The 18,737-nt window shown below is 58.7% G+C and carries 17 protein-coding genes; 1 reads left to right on the forward strand and 16 read right to left on the reverse strand.

All coding sequences use genetic code 11. The annotated features are described in order from the left end of the window. Window positions 1-51: 51 nt before the first annotated feature. Window positions 52-273, forward strand: coding sequence for a hypothetical protein (locus H5T64_07175; protein MBC7264128.1), 222 nt, complete (start codon window positions 52-54; stop codon window positions 271-273). Here H5T64_07175 and H5T64_07180 read toward each other — a convergent pair. The 16 genes from H5T64_07180 to H5T64_07255 form a co-directional block, all read right to left on the reverse strand. Next, complete coding sequence (locus tag H5T64_07180; protein MBC7264129.1) at window positions 229-2,733, reverse strand: efflux RND transporter periplasmic adaptor subunit; 2,505 nt, start codon at window positions 2,731-2,733, stop codon at window positions 229-231. The genes H5T64_07175 and H5T64_07180 overlap by 45 nt on opposite strands. Next, complete coding sequence (locus tag H5T64_07185; protein ID MBC7264130.1) at window positions 2,734-3,732, reverse strand: ABC transporter ATP-binding protein; 999 nt, start codon at window positions 3,730-3,732, stop codon at window positions 2,734-2,736. It lies immediately after the preceding gene. Continuing rightward, the gene (locus H5T64_07190) at window positions 3,723-4,700 is read right to left on the reverse strand and encodes an ABC transporter ATP-binding protein (GenBank protein ID MBC7264131.1); all 978 of its coding nucleotides are present in this window, start codon (window positions 4,698-4,700) and stop codon (window positions 3,723-3,725) included. Before H5T64_07190 ends, H5T64_07185 begins: the two co-directional genes overlap by 10 nt. Window positions 4,701-4,735: 35 nt before the next feature. Next, window positions 4,736-5,869 (reverse strand): ABC transporter permease, encoded by a 1,134-nt coding sequence (locus H5T64_07195; protein MBC7264132.1) that lies wholly within the window; start codon window positions 5,867-5,869, stop codon window positions 4,736-4,738. A gap of 9 nt (window positions 5,870-5,878) precedes the next feature. After that, complete coding sequence (locus H5T64_07200; protein ID MBC7264133.1) at window positions 5,879-6,493, reverse strand: TetR/AcrR family transcriptional regulator; 615 nt, start codon at window positions 6,491-6,493, stop codon at window positions 5,879-5,881. Window positions 6,494-6,586: 93 nt separating this feature from the next. Continuing rightward, window positions 6,587-7,882 (reverse strand): MFS transporter, encoded by a 1,296-nt coding sequence (locus tag H5T64_07205; protein MBC7264134.1) that lies wholly within the window; start codon window positions 7,880-7,882, stop codon window positions 6,587-6,589. After that, window positions 7,869-9,131: a radical SAM protein gene (locus H5T64_07210; GenBank protein MBC7264135.1), complete on the reverse strand. Its 1,263-nt coding sequence runs from the start codon at window positions 9,129-9,131 to the stop codon at window positions 7,869-7,871. Before H5T64_07210 ends, H5T64_07205 begins: the two co-directional genes overlap by 14 nt. A 366-nt stretch (window positions 9,132-9,497) precedes the next feature. Next, window positions 9,498-10,418, reverse strand: coding sequence for an NAD(+) synthase (gene nadE / locus H5T64_07215; GenBank protein ID MBC7264136.1), 921 nt, complete (start codon window positions 10,416-10,418; stop codon window positions 9,498-9,500). Window positions 10,419-10,462: 44 nt separating this feature from the next. Beyond that, a complete protein-coding gene (locus H5T64_07220) occupies window positions 10,463-11,599 on the reverse strand; it encodes a GNAT family N-acetyltransferase (protein MBC7264137.1) in 1,137 nt (378 codons plus the stop codon). Window positions 11,600-11,787: 188 nt separating this feature from the next. Then, window positions 11,788-12,966, reverse strand: coding sequence for a ketoacyl-ACP synthase III (locus H5T64_07225; protein MBC7264138.1), 1,179 nt, complete (start codon window positions 12,964-12,966; stop codon window positions 11,788-11,790). Window positions 12,967-13,026: 60 nt separating this feature from the next. Next, window positions 13,027-13,305, reverse strand: coding sequence for a hypothetical protein (locus tag H5T64_07230; GenBank protein ID MBC7264139.1), 279 nt, complete (start codon window positions 13,303-13,305; stop codon window positions 13,027-13,029). 70 nt (window positions 13,306-13,375) lie between these two features. After that, window positions 13,376-15,037, reverse strand: a complete 1,662-nt coding sequence (locus H5T64_07235; GenBank protein ID MBC7264140.1) for an AarF/ABC1/UbiB kinase family protein — start codon at window positions 15,035-15,037, stop codon at window positions 13,376-13,378. Next, window positions 15,025-15,252, reverse strand: coding sequence for a zf-HC2 domain-containing protein (locus H5T64_07240; protein ID MBC7264141.1), 228 nt, complete (start codon window positions 15,250-15,252; stop codon window positions 15,025-15,027). Before H5T64_07240 ends, H5T64_07235 begins: the two co-directional genes overlap by 13 nt. 29 nt (window positions 15,253-15,281) lie before the next feature. Continuing rightward, window positions 15,282-16,172 carry a patatin-like phospholipase family protein gene (locus H5T64_07245; protein MBC7264142.1) on the reverse strand — a complete coding sequence of 297 codons (891 nt, stop codon included), beginning with the start codon at window positions 16,170-16,172 and terminating at the stop codon, window positions 15,282-15,284. Continuing rightward, a complete protein-coding gene (locus H5T64_07250) occupies window positions 16,169-16,918 on the reverse strand; it encodes an isoprenyl transferase (protein ID MBC7264143.1) in 750 nt (249 codons plus the stop codon). The genes H5T64_07245 and H5T64_07250 overlap by 4 nt, the downstream gene beginning before the upstream one ends. Continuing rightward, the gene (locus H5T64_07255) at window positions 16,905-18,371 is read right to left on the reverse strand and encodes a radical SAM protein (protein MBC7264144.1); all 1,467 of its coding nucleotides are present in this window, start codon (window positions 18,369-18,371) and stop codon (window positions 16,905-16,907) included. The genes H5T64_07250 and H5T64_07255 overlap by 14 nt, the downstream gene beginning before the upstream one ends. Between the last annotated feature and the right edge of the window lie 366 nt (window positions 18,372-18,737).

Raw genomic sequence — 18,737 nt, forward strand, 5'->3', positions numbered from 1 at the left:
CTGCTGGGTGCTTATGCCAAATGACATACAAGCGATAGAAGGAACCCAACGATGAGCAATTTGATTGTAAAAGCGATCCTGGGCCTGGCTTTTTGGATACTATGTCTGGCCCTCATCTTGTTTGTATCGGCCGGATCCCTGGGCTTCTGGCAAGCCTGGGTCTTCCTGGCCGTATTCTCGGTTTGTACTATCCTCATAACCGCGTATTTGATCCAATACGATCCGATCTCACTCCCCAAACACCGCATCCGCCGCCATCCCGGGCTTGAGTAACCCTCCCGGGTTGGGCAGGCGAATCTTGACCGCATAGACGGTATTGACCCGCTCTTCCTTGGTGGCCACGTTGCGCGGCGTGTACTGCGCCTCATCCGCAATGTGCACCACCTGCCCCTCGAACTGCCGCTGCGGGTAACTGTCCACCGTTATGTAAATCTTCTGCCCGAGATGTACCTCGCCCAGCCGGGTCACCGGCACGTAAACCACCAGGTCCACCTGGCTCAAATCCGCAACGGTGAGCAGGGTTACGCCAGGCATCGCCGTCTCCCCGACGTGGATCGTGCGCTCCACCACCGTGCCATGCACCGGCGCGCGGATAGTCAGGCGCTCGAGCGTGGTCTGGGCCAGGCGGAGTTGTGCCTGCGCCAGCGCGGTGTTCGCCTCGGCAACGGCCACTTCCTCCGCCGTCGCCCCGGCCAGCAAATCGTCCAATTCCGCCCCCGCCACTTGCACCGCCGCCTCGGCTACGCGATACTTGCCCTCTGCCTCATTTGCTTTGGCTTGCAGAACCAGGGGCTTCTCCAGCATACCTCGAAGGTGCTGCGAAGCAACTTGGGCGGCGCGTTCGTCCGCACGTGCGGCTTCCAATGTGGCCTTCGCCGCCTCTGCCTGCAATTCTAACACCTGCCGCTCGGTGCTGTTCCATTCCGCGTGGTCCGCGGCGTAACGAGCCCGATAGTAATCCGCTTCTGCCATTTGTACGTTCTGGGCAGCGAGAGCCACCTGCGCCTCCGCCTGTAGGATCTGCTCCTGCAAAGCCTGTGGTTCACGCAAGGCGCGAAGCGCCGCCTGCCACGCGGCATAAGCCCCATCTCGTTCCGCCTTGGCCATCGCCAATTGCGCCTGCTTCGCTGCCACTTCCTCGGTTCGCGGCCGGGCCCTAACCACGGCCAGGTCTGCTTGTGCCGTGTCCAACGCGGCTTGCGCCTGGCGGACGTTGGATTGCAGGGTGTTGCTATCGAGTACAACCAGCACCTGCCCCGCGGTGACTGGATCTCCCGCCTGCACAGACACTTGCGAGACGTAGCCCTGGAATTCAGAGGCAAGGCGAATCTCCTCGACCTGGATGACCCCCGAAGCCTCCAGCGGGCTGTGGACGGAGTTCGTGGCAACAACCTTAGACGCGGGCAATGGGGAGGAAGCGCCTGAACCCGCCGCTACAAAGGCAACGTCGGCGGGCATCCCCGGCTTGAGCAACCCCTCCTCGTTGGACAAGCGTATTTCCACACCATAGACCGTGTTCACCCGCTCCTCTTTGGTGGCCACGTTGCGCGGCGTGTATTGTGGCTGATCGGCGATGCGCACCACCTGCCCCTCGAAAGTGCGTCCGGGAAAGGCATCCACCGTCACCAGCACCTTCTGGTTAAGTGCCACCTCACCGAGATGATTTTGGGCCACGTACACTGTCAATTTCAGCTCGGCCAGATTGGCCAGCGAGAGCAGCGTGCTACCCGGTGCCACGATCTCGCCGGTATGTACCGCCCGCGAGAGGACGATGCCATCCACTGGGGCACTGATGACCATTTCGTCGCGTTGCGCCAGGAGCGCATCCAGTGCCGCGCGTGCCTGTGCCACCCGCGCCCGGGCGGCGGAGAGTTGCTCTTCGCTGGCTCCGGCCCGGTAGGCATCTATTTGCGCTTGTGCTGCCTCCACCGCCGCGGCGGTCTGTGCTACGGTTGCCTGGGCCGCATTCACTGCCGCGTCCAACTCCTGGGGATTTTCCCGCACCGCGCGCCAATGTGCCAGTTGCGCCTTGGCTTCTTCCAGGCTAGCGCTGGCTGCGTTAACCCCGGCCCACGCTCGCCACCAGTCGTATGGCGCGGACTCCAACTCACTTGGGATTTTCGGTGGCGGCACGGGATAGGGCCAGTCGCGAATCTGACCCTGCGTGTATTCCAAGGTATCCTTGGCTATTTCTGCCGCATCTTTCAGCGCCACTGCGCTCTGCAGGCGATATTCGGCTGCTTCCACCTGGATCTCCCCCACGGCGATCTGCATCTCCAACTCCTGAGGGTTGTCGCGGAGCCCCCGTGCATCTGTCAACGCCTGCAATGCAGCCTGATGGGCTGCCTTGGCCTGCGCCAAGCGCGCTTCGGCCACGGCGATCGCACCCGGCCGAGCGCCAGCCTCCAACTGCCGCAAGGCAGCCTGGGCTACCGTCCATTGCGCCTGGGCCACGGCGATCTGGGCCTCCAGCAAAGTTGTATCCAACTCCACCAGTCTCTGCCCGGCCCGCACGCTTTCTCCCTCCGTTACGTAAACTGCTGCCACCCTGCCCCCCTGAGAGGAAGACAGGGCGATCTCCTCCGCGGTGATGACGCCGGACGCATCCGCATCACCTGGCCACGTGCTCGTCTGCATACCAAAGCCGAATCCCGCCCGTGTGGAGAAGAGCACGGCCACTGCCACCAATATGGCCAAAATCAGGCCCACCAGCCTGAGCCCACGTTTTCTCATCTACACACTCCCTCCCGTTTGGATACTCGAAGAAAGAACTGTGCGATCCTCGTTCTCTCGCACATTGGATATGAACACGTCCTCAAGCGAAGGGGCGATCCAATTCAAACTCTGCACGGCGAGGCCCGCATCGCTCAGGAAAGAGGCGATGGCCGGCTTCGCTTCCTGGGCATCTGGCACCACCACATGCACCTGGGCACCATACAGCGCCACCTCATCCAACGCCAGCAAGCCCTGTTGCTGGGCCTGGCGCAACGCCCGCACCACAGCCTCTGCATCAGCGCCAGCGATCTCTATCACCTGGCCACGCATCTGCTGGGATTTCAACTCCGAAGGTGCACCTAATGCCATCAGCCGCCCATTGTGAATGAAACCAACGCGCTGGCAATGCTCCGCCTCATCCATGTAGTGTGTGGTGACGAAAACGGTTACCCCCTGCTGCGCCAAACCATAGATCAACTCCCAGAACTGGCGGCGCGAGACCGGATCGACGCCCGCGGTCGGTTCGTCCAGGAAGACGAGTTCCGGCCGGTGCAAGATGGCGCACCCCAGGGCCAAGCGTTGCTTCCATCCACCGGAGAGGTGTGACGTCAGTTCGTTTTCGCGGCCACGCAGCCCCGCCATCGCCACGACCTCATCCTTGCGCTGTGCCAATTCCCTGGGCCTCAGACCATACACTCGCCCATAGAAGAGGATGTTTTCCGCAGCGGTCAGGTCTGGGTACAAAGTGAACAACTGCGACATATAACCGACGCGCGACTGCATAGTCTTGGCTTCCCTCGTCACGTCGTATCCCAACACCATGGCTTTGCCACTCGTGGGGCGCAGAAGGCCCAGCAGCACTCGGATGGTGGTGGTTTTGCCCGCACCGTTGGGCCCCAAAAAGCCGAATATCTCGCCGCGTGAGACCTCGAAACTGATATGGTCCACGGCGGTGAAATCCCCGAAACGCTTGACCAGGTCCTCCACCACGATCGCCGGTGTTGTGCTCATGAGCATACTGCTTGGCCTCCCGTCTGGCGGCCCTGGCGGCGGATGAGTGAAACGAAGGCCTCCTCCATACGGGGCTCGATGGCCCGCATCCCGCTGACCGTGATCCCCTTTGCTTCCAGGGCGGCCTGGATCTCCGGCGCGCGCCGTCGCACGTTGTCCACAAAGATGTGTAGCAAATCCCCGTAAGTCTGCACTTCCAGCACGCCCTCCAATGGACGGACCACTTCCCTGGCGGCATACAAAGCCGAGGGCCGCAGTTCAAGCAACTCGCCCGGCACCATGCGTTTGATCGCCTGGGGCGTATCACAGGCAATCAGCCGGCCCTCGTACATCAGCCCCACGCGGTGGCAGCGCTCTGCTTCGTCCATATAAGGCGTGCACACGAAGACCGTCAGTCCTTTCTCCGCTCTCAGATCCGATAGGAGGTTCCAGAACTCTCGTCGCGACACCGGGTCCACGCCCAACGTCGGCTCATCCAGGAATGCTATTTCCGGCTCATGCACCAGCATACACGCCAGAGCCAATTTCTTCTTCATCCCGCCCGACAACTGCGCTGCCAGACGGTTTTGGAATGGCTCCAGTCGTGCAAAGCGCAACAAGCGCGGGATGCGCTCCTCTTGCTGTGCCTGGGTTAGTCCATGCACTCTGGCGAAAAAAGCCAAGTTCTCCCGCACGCTCATATCGCCGTACAGCGCGAATTGCTGTGGCATATAGCCGGCCCGCTTGTGTATCTGATGGAACTCCCTCACCGTATCGAAGCCAGCGACCCGGGCCTCACCCCTATCCGGCCTGAGCAAGCCGTTCAACAGGCGCAACGTGGTCGTCTTGCCTGCGCCATCTGCCCCGAGCAGGCCGAAAGTCTCCCCATGTCGCACCAAGAGGTCCACGCCATCTACCGCCCGGACCAGGCCATTCTTTTGCCGGCTGCGGAAAGATTTGCACAGCCCATGGGCTTCGATTACGTATTCGCTCATGCCAGCCTCATCCCATCGGATGATTCAGCGGCCACTCACTCCAACCGTTCCTTGAATGAGAACGCGCTCAGGACAAAAACTACTACGCCATAGATAAGCAACACCCACACTTGCTGCCGGAAGAAGTAAAAGCCCACGCCCTTGGTCATGATACCCCGCGCGATCTGCAAGAAATGAGTTACCGGCAGCAAATCCCCGGCCCAGCGAACAAGGGCGGGCATCTGGGAGCGGGGAAAGATGTAGCCTGAGAGCATCATGCCCGGCAACAGGATCAGCGCCGAGAGTTGCTGGGCCTGCCTTTGATTGGTGGACACCGTGCTCACCAAAATGCCCAGCCCCAGCGACGAGAACACATACAGCAGCGACATCCAGAAAAAGAGACCCAGGCTGCCCTTAAAAGGCACACCAAACCAAAACACGCCCAAGGCTAGGATAGTGCCCATATTGAAGAAAGCGATTAAGATGTTGGGCAGTATCTTGCCCAACATAAGTTCCCAGGGCCGTATGGGTGTGACCAACACTTGCTCGATGGTGCCCAATTCGCGCTCACGCACGATAGCCAGGGCGGTCAACATCACCGTCTGCTGTTGCAGGATGAGGGCTACCATGCCAGGCACCATAAAGACAAGCGAGCGGATGTCAGGGTTATAGAGCACGCGCGTGCGCACGTCCAGTGGTGCGAGGGAGGAACTTTGCCCTTGCAATCCAGAGCGCTCCAGTTTTTCGGTCAGCAGATCCACAGCATGAGCCTGCCCCACAGTGACGGCGGCGTTGAAAGCCGATTGCACCGTCATAGCATCGGAACCATCCACCACCACGAGGGCTTGCGCGTTGCCACGCTCGACAGCCGCGGCAAAGTCGGCGGGGATTACGATCGCCACACGGGCCTGCCCCTCGTCAATCGCCTTGATCGCCTCCGCCTCGCTCTGCACGTAATACTCAATGTCGAAAAACCCGGATGTCTCCATCGCCTCCAGGAACTGCCAACTGCGCTGGTCGCGACTGTTATCCACCACCACGGTAGGGATGTGATCTACCTGCATCTCCACGGCATAGCCGAACAAAAAGAGGAGGACTACCGGCAAAATAAGTACGATAGCAAGGGTGCGCCGGTCGCGTAGGGTCTGAATGAATTCTTTCTGGATAATCGCCCCAAGTCTCTGCCACATAGAAACCCCCTAAGCCCGTAACCCATCGAATAGTATGTCTGCCACTAGTTCTGCCTGTTGGCGACGTCGCTCCGCCGAGGGCATAGGTTCGAGTTCCTGCACGTAAGGCATGGCCAAGTAGATGACCATGCCCATCACCATGCGCGCCACATCGTGGACATCACAGGGACGTATCACCCCTGCAGCGATGCGCGCTCTCAAGTAATCCTCAATCCGGGCGATGATCTTCTGCGCCCCAGGGAGGAGGTAACCGTGAAAACCGTAGCCCTGATCCCAGAGCGCGGTCAATAGACCACGGATCACTACCACGTTCTCGCCGATGACCGTCAACAAACGCTCAATGGCATTGACGATACTGGTTCGGTCATCTCCATTGGATGGCGGCTCAGGCACAATGGCCGCGAGTTTATCCTGCACCATACTCGCCAGAGCCATAAGCAATTCCCCTTTGCTGGCGAAGTAGTTATAGATCGTGCCCTCCGACACGTCCGCTGCCTGCGCGATCTCGCGCGTGGTGGCCTTCTCGAAACCCTTGCGGGCAAAAACCCGCGCTGCCCCCTCCAGGATGCTCTGACGCCGCTCACCCATACGCCGGGCGCGACGCTCCTCGCTCGTGTTCACCACCGCAAACCTCCCCCGAATAATTGAGTGAGCACTCACAAAATGAGTGAATGCTCACTCAATAATACCACACCTGCGCCGATTTGTCAAATGCCGTTAGGCGCGTGAATGCACCGCGCTCGCCACCCCCATCCCCATGAGGAGGAACGCCAACAGAAACATCACATTGGTGATACCAATGAGGTCGGCCAAGCCCCCCGCTATGGGCAAAGGCAGCGTATTGGCCAGATTGGTCAGGGTGGATTGCGTGGCCAAAACCCGACCCCGCATATCCGCTGGCGGGTGTTCCTGCAAGATAGTCCTAGTGGGCACCAGAACCAGTGCTAACCCAAGGCCCAGGCCCATCCCACCCATCAGTAGTAGGGGTATCACCCGCCAACCCCACTGGTGCATAAACGGAAAGCAACTTAGCGAGAGCCCGAAACAGATTAGGCCGGCGCTCACCCATGTGATCTGGCTCCAGCGCTGTTTCCGACGATTCAGCAGCACCAAACCCACACCAAAGCCCACTCCCGCGGGAACAGCCATATAGGCGATGCTGGATACCCTCACCCCTAACACCCGTGATGCCAACCCTGGGGCTAGTGCGCTCAATAAGATAGCGGTAGCAGAAACCGCCACCGAGCAGATCGTGGCCAACGTTACAGCCCGATTGTGGGCGATGAAATGCCACCCCTCGCGCAGATCAGACCAGACAGCGGACAGGGAGCGCCCAGACGGTGAGAATGAGAAAGACCGATGGGGCAAGCGGCTGGCGATGATGGTAGCCACCGCGTAGAGCACTACACCCGCCATCCCCACGGCCGCTGGCCCAGACACTGACAACAGTAGCGGCGTCAGAACCACCACACCCAACCCTTGCGAACCAAGGGCAAACAGGCTGCTCAAGGAATTCAGTCTCACCAGTGTGGTCTCGTCCCCGGCCAAGCGGGGCGCGATGGCTGCCTGGGCGGGGCTGATAAACTGTGCCAGTGCGGATAGGGCAAAGCAACTCAGATAAATCCCCGCCAGCACCAAAGGGTGGGTTACGTCCTGGACGGCGAGCACAAAACACCCCGCCGCCGCTATCCGCAGCGCATTGGCCATCACCAGCACCATCACTCGGTCCCGGCGGTCCACCACCACGCCGGCCACCAGGCCGAACAGTAGCCCCGGCAAAGTGGACGATAGAATCGTCCACGCTACCCGCATGGTAGAGCTGGTCATCTCTTCCACCACAGCCACGGCGGCGAAGACGATCGCGTACGTGGCCGTGTCGGCCGCGAACTGTGCACCTAAGAGCCGCCGCAACCATTGCCATCTGACAGCCGGGCTGCCACCTAAGAGATGCGGGTCCAATGAAGACCCGCCTTCGGGGAAGCGATGCTCCCTCATGATATTATGTTCTGCCAAGATACTCCTTTTCCCAGATCTCCTGACTGAACTCGCCGAAATCTACCCCGTAGGCGACCAACCCCTTATAATACTCCTCGTCTTCCAGAGCCTCTTGCGCCGCCTCGTCCTCCGGCTCGGGGCCATAGCGGTCAATGAGTTCCCGATACATCCGGTAGTGATCGCGAATAGGGCAGGTGCGAAGCCAGTTCCCCTCCCTCAGCGGCTCCTCTCGACCGTAGCCGTAGTTGTATTGCCATTGGCGGATGGCCTGGAAGAAGGGGGCTTCCCACAGGTCGTTTAGCGTGCCTCCCCGCGCGTATACATCGTGGATATTGGCCACAGAATAGGGTGCGAACACACAAGGCATGACTTTGCCATTCCAGTCAATGTAGATGTAGCCTCCCTCTCTGCCAGCCGAGATGCAGCCTTGCACCAACGGCCCCTCGTTCCAGAAGTCAATCAGCACGATCTGCCGTTTTTCAATGACTTCCCAAGTGCGCCGCCATAACTCGACCCGCTGCCCAGGGGTGGGCATAAGGTCCAGGGTATAACTGCGGCCAATGGGCATATAGTGAAAGATAAACCCATAGAACGCCCCCTGCTCGCCGAAGAAGAAATCCAGGAACTCATCGGAGAGGATTTCCTCGCAGTTGAAGCGGGTGGCAGTGATAGAGATGCCGAAGGGCACTCCAGCCTCGCGCAGGTTGGCCATGGCCTCCAGGATGCGGTCGAAGACCCCTGCTCCACGGCGCTCGTCGGTGCGTTCCCGGAGGCCCTCCACAGAGATGGCTGGGGTGAGAGTGCCCGCCCGCGCCATCCGCGCTGCCATCTCTTTGTCAATCAGCGTGCCGTTGGTGTACATCAGGAACATGCAATCGGAATGCTTCTCCACCGCGTCTAAGACTCCCTTGCCGTCGGACCGGTAGGCCAGAGGCTCACCCCCAGAGATGACGATGAAGCGACAACCCCACAGTTCCTTGGCCTCCTCTATGATGCGGTCGAAGATGGGCCAGGGCAATTTGGCTGGGCTGGGGCCAGAATTGGCATAACAGCCCACGCAGTTCAGATTGCACGCCTTGCCCGGGCTCACCGTCACGAACCAAGGGGGATTGCAGCCGTATTTGTCCTTGAAACGCTGCTGGATAGATAACTGCCCGGGCCCGAACAGTACGGGCACGACCACATTGATGATCCCGCGGGTCATCTCTGGAGAGAGGTTCTTTTGTCTCAAGGCCTGGTCCAGGGTATGGAAGAGGGCCAGGCCCATTAGGCCCCGCTGCTGGGCGATCTTGCGCCAAGCCGGCGGAACGCGCTCGTTTCTCTCCAGATTGGCCCGCAGCCGCCCATCCACAAAACGGACGACAGGCTCCCGCAGGGTGTCATTGTGGAGCAGGGAGTTGGCGGCTGCTAACAGGGCCCCGCCAGCGCGAGTAGACAGCAATCTCCCTGCCAACTGCACGGCATCCATATTAGCACCTCCCTCTGCACTCGTGTTTTCCCGACGTCTTCTCCCGCTATGTTGTCCCGCAGTTGTACTGCGGGAGCGTCTGCAGCCGCGCGGCAATGCAACTGCCGCTGAACCCAGTGTATGACTGCCACGCAACACCGGCCCCATCTGCGCCAGAACTGGTTCTTAACGCATCGAAGGGCTAAGAGTGCCCTGGCGCATGTGCTCGGAGCGCTTAGTCAGCCCTTCCACGTATTCCACAACCCCCACTTCCACACCAAGAGCCTCTGCTATCTCAGCAGGCTCTTTTCCTGCCTCTAACCGCCACAGTATGCGGTCCAATAATTCGTACGGTACTCCTACCGCGCCCTCATCGGTCAGCCCAGGGATGAGGTCTGGAGAGGGGGGCTTCTCGATGATCTGGTGTGGGAGATCCAAGAAAGCAGCCAGTTGCCTGACCTGGGTCTTATACAAGCCAGCGATGGGCGCGATGTCCGCCGCAGAGTCCCCGTGTTTGACGAAGATGCCCACCGACCGCTCCGTCTTATTGACCGTGCCCAGCACCAGTAGGTTATGCAGTTCCGCATAGTAGTAGAGCAAGACCATCCTCAGCCGCACCTTCACCCGGTGATAGGCCACTGCTTGGTTCAACCAGGGGCCCTGCAGGCCACGGGTGCCCACCATAATGGCGGAAAAAGGCGTCTGCCCAGGGCCTAATTGCTCATTCAGAGCAGCATAGTAATGCTGCACCACCCTCTCCCGCCACCGCCGCCACGGCACCACCCACAGGGGGACCTGCCGGTAGATGCCGATGCGAGCCAATAGCCCGGTCAACCCCACCTTCTGGCAGCGGACGCCGAGTTGGGTGGCGAATTGGCGGGCGTGGCGTTCGTGGACGGGGTCGCTGTCACGGTCGGGCATCAATAAGGCCATTACCCGTTGAGCCCCCAGGGCGCGAGTAGCCAGTGCTGTCACCACCGCCGAATCAATCCCTCCGCTCAAGCCCACGATGGCCCCCTCGCGGTCGAGAGCATCCACGCTCTGGCGGATGAAGGCTTCGATAGTCTCGGCCACTTCGACGGCGTCGATCGCCAATTCATCGCTCATGCCGACAGCGCCTCCCTTCGGCAGGCTAGTTCCACTGAGTGCCTCTACAATGGCATCTTGTAAACGCGGTAGCGCTTGTACTCCTCAGCCCCAAAGTGAGCGGCCAGGGTTGCCACCCTGTCGTTCTCCTCTGCGTTGAGCGATAGATCCACCCACTCGTAACCCCGCCTGACGGCTCGCTCGGCGATTCTCAGGAGCAGAAGTGCCTCCAGACCGCGGCCTTGGTACTCCTCCAGCACCCCGGCGATCTTGAAACTGAGCACCTTGACCCGACGCAAGTACCACCAGGCCTTCAGTTTGTTCAGGCCATCCAGTCGCCCGTTGAGATGAATCAGAACCTGGTTGAAGTCCGGGAAAGCGATGGCCATTCCCACCGTCCGGCCATCCACTTCGCCGAAGAGGGCGAAGGCGGGGTCTATGATGGGGCGCAACTCCTCCGCGAACTCTTTCAGTTCCTCCTGCTCCCAAGGGATGTGATCGGGCATCAGGCCTATGGTGGCGTCGTACAACTGGCCCACTAGTGCTACTTCGTGCTCCCAATTGGCCAGATTCGCCTGGCGGATAGAGAAGCGCGTCCTTCGCTCCGCGGCCTCAGCAAGGCGACGGAGACGTAGGGGGATGTTCCCGTCTTTATCCAGGAAATCGGAGGCAAACAGGCGCCGCGCCAGCGAATCGTCGTGTTTGACCATGCCGAAACGTTCCACAAACTCCCGATAGTAGGATGGGCTATGAGCGCATAGCATAGGCGGCGGGCAATCGGCTCCGGACACCAGGATGCCGCGCTCGCGATCGCGGTGAAAGTTGATCGGCCCGCGCAGTTCGGTCATGCCCCGTGCTCGCACCCAATCCCGGGCGGTGGAGAGAAGTGCCTCGGCGGCCTCGTAATCGTTCAGGACCTCGAAAAAGCCGAAGAAACCAACCCGCTGCTGGAAGTACTCGTTGAAACGATGGTCAATAAAAGCGGCGATCGTGCCCACCGTGCGGTCATCGCGGCGGGCGATGTATCGGGCCACGTCGGCGATCTGGAAGAAACGGTTCTGGTCCGGATCCAGTTGCGCTTCCCGCTCCTTGAGGATGGGCGGCACCCAGTTCTTATCCCCACGGTACACTACCCAGGGGAAAGTGGCCATCTCGTGAAGGTCTTTTTTGTTCTGGACTTGGCAAATACGCAATTCGCTCATCTCACCTCCTTGACTTCGTCTCCACATACATATTATACGCACGCCGTCTATCTTACCAAGTCTGACTTGCGCCAACAGATCGTTACTGGAGTAGCGAGCGTCATTTTGGAGGCTGATGCTTCTAAGGTGGGGTTTTCTTCTACGTGGATGAGCGATCGCTTCCTTCTCACCTCTGTCCTTGGGCTGGATCAGCGCTGACCTGGGCGCCTCGGGTCCAGAGGATGCCTGCGATCCGTTGGCCTGTTGCAGCTCGTTGTGAACAGCGCGCCGATAGTAGCGAGCAACACAGCACCTGCCATACGCGCTGTCGTCATAACACCAGCAACACGGACGCGCTCACGAATAAAATCCCAGGAGAACAACCAGGAGAGAGATAATTCGGGCACGCCCCATCTCAGGACAGCTGCAGCCCAGGTCAGGCCAGCACCAAAGCCGAGGAGAAGAACGTGGTCACCTGGATGCAAACGCCCTTCTTCCACTGCTTCGCAGAGAGCAATAGGAATGGAGGCAGCGGAAGTGTTGCCATACTTGTGGATATTGACGAAAACTTTCTCCTCCGGCAATCCGAGTCGCTGGCAAATGGACTGCACGATGCGCATATTCGCTTGATGGGGTATCAACAACGCGATGTCGGCGGATGAGAGGCCAGCTAGAGTGAGAGCCTCGATTGCGGCCTGAGCTGGCTTGCTAATGGCGAACCTGAAGACTCGCTTTCCATCCATTTTTATGTGGTGCCATCCTCTATCCAGGACTTCCTGACAGAAGGGATATTTGCTGCCCCCGCCCGGCACGAATAGCGCATCGTAGTCAGCCCCGTCTGACCCCAGGTAGCAGGCGAGCAGGCCAGTGGATTCTTCACTGGCTTGCAGAACCACTGCCCCGGCTCCGTCGCCGAAGAGGACACACGTGTCACGATCCTGCCAATCAATGAACTTGGAGATGATCTCAGCACCGATGACTAACACATGTCGATACATGCCGGTGGCTATGAATTGTGTACCGACAGCCAGAGCATAGACAAAGCCCGAACAGCCGACTCGCAGGTCGAAGGCTGCAGCGTGCTTCGCTCCCAGGTGATGTTGGATCATACTTGCCGCAGCAGGAAGGAGATAATCTGGGGAGGAAGTGCCGACAATAATCAGGTCAAGTTCAGCGGGATCTAGGCCCGCGACTGCCAGGGCCGCTTTGCTGGCGGCGACGGACATCGTTGTCACCGTTTCATCGGAGGCTGCAATCCGTCGCTCTCGAATGCCTGTGCGGGAGTAGATCCATTCATCGCTGGTTTCCACAATTTTTTCCAGTTCTTGATTGGATAAGGTTCTCTCTGGAACGTACTTCCCCCAACCCGTGATGCGTGCATACTTCATTACACAACCCCCTCCCGAACTCGTAGTCCTTTTCAGTATGAAACTCCAGCGGTATGACCTTCAGCCTCTTGTCGCCTGCCAGAGAAACAGCGCGAACAGCAATAGAAATAGCGGAACCAGCCACATTGTTCTGCCATAACTTCGCAGTGTGCCGAACGAGTTCCGGATACAGTACACTCCATACCAGAGCAGAAACGACAAAACACCTGCCATGACGGCCTTTGACTCTGGCGGTAGGCTGGCAAGCCTCTCGTCCAGCCAATCGGCTGCAATCCGACAAAAGATGTAAATAAAAGCAGCAATGACAATGGCTACAAGCGCGATACTTGCCTCGCTCATTTGACAGCCCAAGAGGTGCATTCTGTTCGGTAAGACTGGCTATCCCCTTGCCCACCGGGTGTGTGACCGGTCATCGCCAATCGGAACGCATGATGGATAGAAGCAACCACAGGCCGAGGGCAGCTGCTACCGCGAATCCAACGACACTTAACCGGAAACCCCAGACCTCACCAGGAGCGTAGGCCGGTATGAGCAGAGCCAAGCTGACGATGAACGAGGCGACCAGTACACTGACTGCCAGGCGATTGGCCAGTCGGTCCAGGCGGCTAAGCGCCTTCTCTTGCCCCTTGAGATTCAATGTGAGCTGAAACTCCCCTCTTTCCATCTGGTCAAGGAGGCGAGGGCCTCGCTGCGGCAACTCGGTCCACAATTCACTCCAATCCAGTACACTTTGGGCTAGCTTTTTCCCCCAGTCACGTGGGAGGAACATTTGTCTGATCAGCCGGTCCACGTAAGGCCGGCTAACCTCAAAGATGTCGAAATCCGGATCCAATTGCAACCCCAGCCCTTCCATCATAGCCAGGGTCTTGCCCAGAAGCCACCATTGAGTAGGGAGGCGCAGATGGTGTCGGAAGGCAATAGGAGTCACCTCATCCATAACCTGGCGCGCCCGGATCTCTTTCAACGGGAGTCCATAATACTTCGTCAATAGCCTCTGTATGTCGCGTTCCAGGGTCATACGATCTATATGAGGCGGTGCTGCCCCCACATGTACTAGTTCGCCAACAATCTCCCCCACATTCAGTTGCACAGCCGCAGTGTAGAGGCGAACCAGCTGCTCCCTATCCCGTGGAGTCAGGTAGCCTACCATACCGAAATCCATGGCCCCGATCACCCCGCCATCCATAACGAAAAAGTTGCCGGGATGGGGGTCAGCGTGAAAAAATCCGTCTTCTAACACCTCTTTGATGATGATACGGGCACTATTCAAAGCGACCTGGTGGCGATCAAGCCCGGCTGCGTCAAGTGCCCCAATGTCATTGATCTTGATACCCCTGATGCGCTCCAGAGTCAGAACTTTTTCTGTCGTATGGTCCCAGTAAACCCTTGGTATGTAAAGAGCCGCTTCGTCGGCAAAGTTCTGACGGAAGCGGTCAGCATTCCGGCCCTCTGACAGGTAGTTCATCTCATTGCGTAGGGTGTTCACGAAATCTTCCACGATCTCTGGCAATTCGTAGAACTCGCTTAGAGGAGTGTACTTTTGGGCCCGTTGTGCTAGATCGCGCAGGATTTCCAGGTCCACATTAACGATCTCCTCAATCGCGGGCCGTCGGGCCTTGACCACTACCTCCTCACCACTCTGCAAAGTTGCACAGTGCACCTGCCCTAACGAGGCAGCAGCCACAGGCTGGCTTTCGAAGGAAGCAAAAATGCGATCCAAAGCACCAAGTTCTTCCTCGATTTCCGCTTTGACCATCTCCCATGGTGCAGGCGGTACTGTGTCTTGCAGACGGATCAACTCCGCCAGATAGGGAGGCGGGATCAGATCCGGGCGTGTACTTAAGATCTGTGCAAATTTGATGAACGTCGGTCCTAATTCCTCTACAGCCATCCGCAGCCGCTGGGGGATAGAACGCTTATCTTGTTCCACCGCTCCTGCCCGCTTTGGTAGCTTTAGATAAGGTGCCAGGCCCAACTCATCTACCAGAGCACCCAAACTATGTTTGGCCAGAATGGCCACAATCTCGCGGTACCGGCGCAGATGCCTTCGTGTCTGTCCTATCCCTCGCATGGCTGCCCTTCGGTGATACCACTTTTGTCCTGGATGCGCCCCATGACTCTGCCCACAAAGCCTGCTGGCGGAACAGCCCCAGCGGGCTCGGCGAGAAGCATCGCAACGCGTTCCATGGCGTCCCTGTACTGCTGGCAGGCCAAACACCCCTGCATGTGTATTCTCAGATCAGCCACTTGCGCGGGCGGCAGTTCACCATCCAGGTCCAATGACATCAACTCTCTGGCCACGGAACAGAGCATGGCTAAGCCCTTCGCCGTGTCGCCCGAAGGCGAGGAACGCCCAAGCGTGTGCGTAACGCCCGCCGGATTGCAGGAAGAGCGGAGATAGTAGCGCCCTCTCCGGCAGCGATACACTCCGCCACTTTGGTAAAACCGGATATCAGGTTGACATCGTTGTCCAGCATTGGCTTGAGTAACACCTCGGGCCGTGCTTCCATCAATTTCTGACTCGTAATCCGCTGTTGCATTATGCCCACGGTGTGCAGGGGAGTTTCCACGATCAGCGGAGCCTGTATGGGGAACAGCCGTCGTTTCTCTGTCCTCGCTAATTGCGACCAGTCCTGCGGTCTTGCTGAGACATCTACGGCGATTACTACATCGGCGCCCATGCGACGTACGACATCCGCTGGTAGATTGTTGAGCACACCGCCATCAATCAGAAGGCGCTCGTTCATGCGGAAGGGTACAAATACCCCGGGCAGGGAGATGGTCGCTCGCACTGCATCTGCAACGGGGCCGTCCTTCAAGACAACTTCTTCTTCGCTGATGATGTCAACGGCAACCAGAGCCAAAGGAATGCGCAGTTCCGCAAAAGTGATTTCACCCAACTGACGAGCGAAATACTCCCAAATGCGCTGACCCTCTATCAGGCCCTGACTGGAACGGGAGCGGTCAATAAGTTTAACCAGGTTCCCCAATCCGCCCATGCGCAGAGCCTCTTCCTCCAAGTAGGCCGCCCCCAGTCCTGCAGCGTAACCGGCGGCGATTACACCTCCCATGCTGGTACCGGCCAGGTAATGTATGGGGATGTCCTCTCGCTCGAGCACTTTCAAAACGCCTATATGGGCAAGGCCACGAGACCCGCCACCGCTAAGTGCTACCCCCACTTTGGGTGGATGAAACCATGGACTCACAGCGTTTCCCGCCTTATCTCTTGATAATCCCTGATTGCTTGCAACAAGTGTTCCTTATCAAAATCCGGCCAAAATATAGGGGTAGTCCAAAAGACTGCGCCAACCACCTGCCAGATTAGAAAATTGCTCAGACGCATCTCTCCGGCCGTGCGAATGACCAGGTCGGGATCCGGTAGGCCAGCAGTGTACAGATAGCGGTGGAAAGAGACCTCATTCAGAGCGTCTGGATCGAGTTCGCCGCGCTGACAGGCCACCATCACGGCTCGGGTGGCGTCCACAATTTCGGCCCGACCGCCATAGTTGAGGGCCAGGTTGAGGAGCAACCTGTCACCATCACGAGTCTCCTCCATTGCCTGATCCAGCGCAGCGAGCACCGAAGGGGGCAAGCCCGTGCGTCTGCCGATCACGTTCAGCCGCACCCCATTGCGGCGCAATTCAGCCACTTCACGTTGGGCATACCGCTCGCATAACCCCATCAGAAAGGCTACCTCCGCTTCTGGGCGGCGCCAGTTCTCGGTAGAAAAGGTGTAGAGCGTAAGCACACGGATTCCAATTTCCGCACAAGCGCGCACTACCCGTCGCACAGTCTCGACTCCAGCCTGGTGACCGGCGACGCGCGGCAGACCACGTTGCTGAGCCCAGCGTCCGTTGCCATCCATAATGATCGCGACATGGTGAGGTATGCCATCTGAGACGCTGCGCCCAGCGACCGATTGATCGCATTGATCGAGGCTACCCTTGCCCAAGATACTCCTTTTCCCAGATCTCCTGACTGAACTCGCCGAAATCTACCCCGTAGGCGACTAACCCCTTATAATACTCCTCATCCTCCAGAGCCTCTTGCGCCGCCTCGTCCTCCGGCTCGGGGCCATAGCGCTCAATGAGTTCCCGATACATCCGGTAGTGATCGCGAATAGGGCAGGTGCGAAGCCAGTTCCCCTCCCTCAGCGGCTCCTCTCGACCGTAGCCGTAGTCGTATTGCCATTGGCGGATGGCCTGGAAGAAGGGGGCTTCCCACAGATCGTTCAACGTGCCTCCATTGGCGTACACATCGTGGATGTTGGCCACAGAATAGGGTGCGAACACACAAGGCATGACTTTGCCGTTCCAGTCAATGTAGATGTAGCCCCCTTCTCTGCCGGCGGAGATGCAGCCTTGGACCAGCGGACCCTCATTCCAAAAATCAATCAGGACGATCTGCCGCTTCTCAATGACCTCCCAGGTGCGCCGCCACAATTCGATCCGCTGCCCAGGGGTGGGCATGAGGTCCAAGGTGTAACGGCGACCAATGGGCATATAGTGGAAAATGAAGGCGTAGAGCGCCCCTTGTTCCCCGAAAAAGAAATCTAAGAACTCATCGGAGAGGATTTCCTCGCAGTTGAAGCGGGTGGCAGTGATGGAGATGCCGAAGGGCACCCCAGCCTCGCGCAAGTTGGCCATGGCCTCCAGGATGCGGTCGAAGACCCCTGCTCCACGGCGCTCGTCGGTGCGCTCCCGGAGACCCTCCACAGAGATGGCTGGGGTGAGGGTGCCCGCCCGCGCCATTCGCGCTGCCATCTCTTTGTCAATCAGCGTGCCGTTGGTGTACATCAGGAACATGCAATCGGAATGTTTCTCCACCGCGTCCAAGACTCCCTTGCCGTCGGACCGGTAGGCCAGAGGCTCACCCCCAGAGATGACGATGAAGCGACAACCCCACAGTTCCTTGGCCTCCTCTATGATGCGGTCAAAGATAGGCCAGGGCAATTTGGCTGGGCTGGGGCCGGAATTGGCATAACAGCCCACGCAGTTCAGATTGCACGCCTTGCCCGGGCTCACCGTCACGAACCAAGGGGGATTGCAACCGAACTTATCCTTGAAACGCTCGTAGGCAGGTTGCTTTCCCGATCCGAGCATCAGCGTTCGCAGGAACACATTCAAGAGCCCATGGGCTACTTGGGGGGAAATGGTACTTTGTCTCAGCGCTTTTGCCACTGCATGGAAGAGTGCCAGGCCCATCAGCTTACGCTGTCGTGCGATCTCGCGTTGGCCAACAGGAAGATGCTCGTTTCTATCTACGTTGGCCCGTAGCCGCTGGTCTATGAATCGTACCACCGGCTCGCGCACAGCATCGTTGTAAAGCAATCGCTCCCCAACTGCGAAAAGCGGATTACTGGCCCGGCTGGCCAACAATTTGCTCCCAATCTCCACTATGTCCATCTTAGCCTCCTTGTTTGAAAAATGCCAACTATGTGCGACGAGCGTCTCCACAGGTTGATGCTCTACCTGGAAACGGAGATGGCAAGCCATTGCAGGCGAGGCATCCCTCACTCCGCCCGGTTGCCCGCTCTATGGATGGCCAACGGAAGGAGGAGATACACCGCGCCTTTCGATGGTTTCTCTGCGCCCAGGCAAGGTGGGTTCAAAGGCGGAGCAATTCTGGCACTCAAGCAGGTCGCCGAGTCCAGACTTACTCAATGCGCAACCCAGTTTCGCCCTCACCGTTCGATCATCTCCTGCCTTGCCCAGAACAGTATAGAATTCCAGATACTTGCAGTGAGTAGTGTCATCCAATGCTGGCACCGG

Source organism: Chloroflexota bacterium (assembly GCA_014360825.1).
Classification (GTDB): Bacteria; Chloroflexota; Anaerolineae; order UBA2200; family JACIWT01; genus JACIWT01.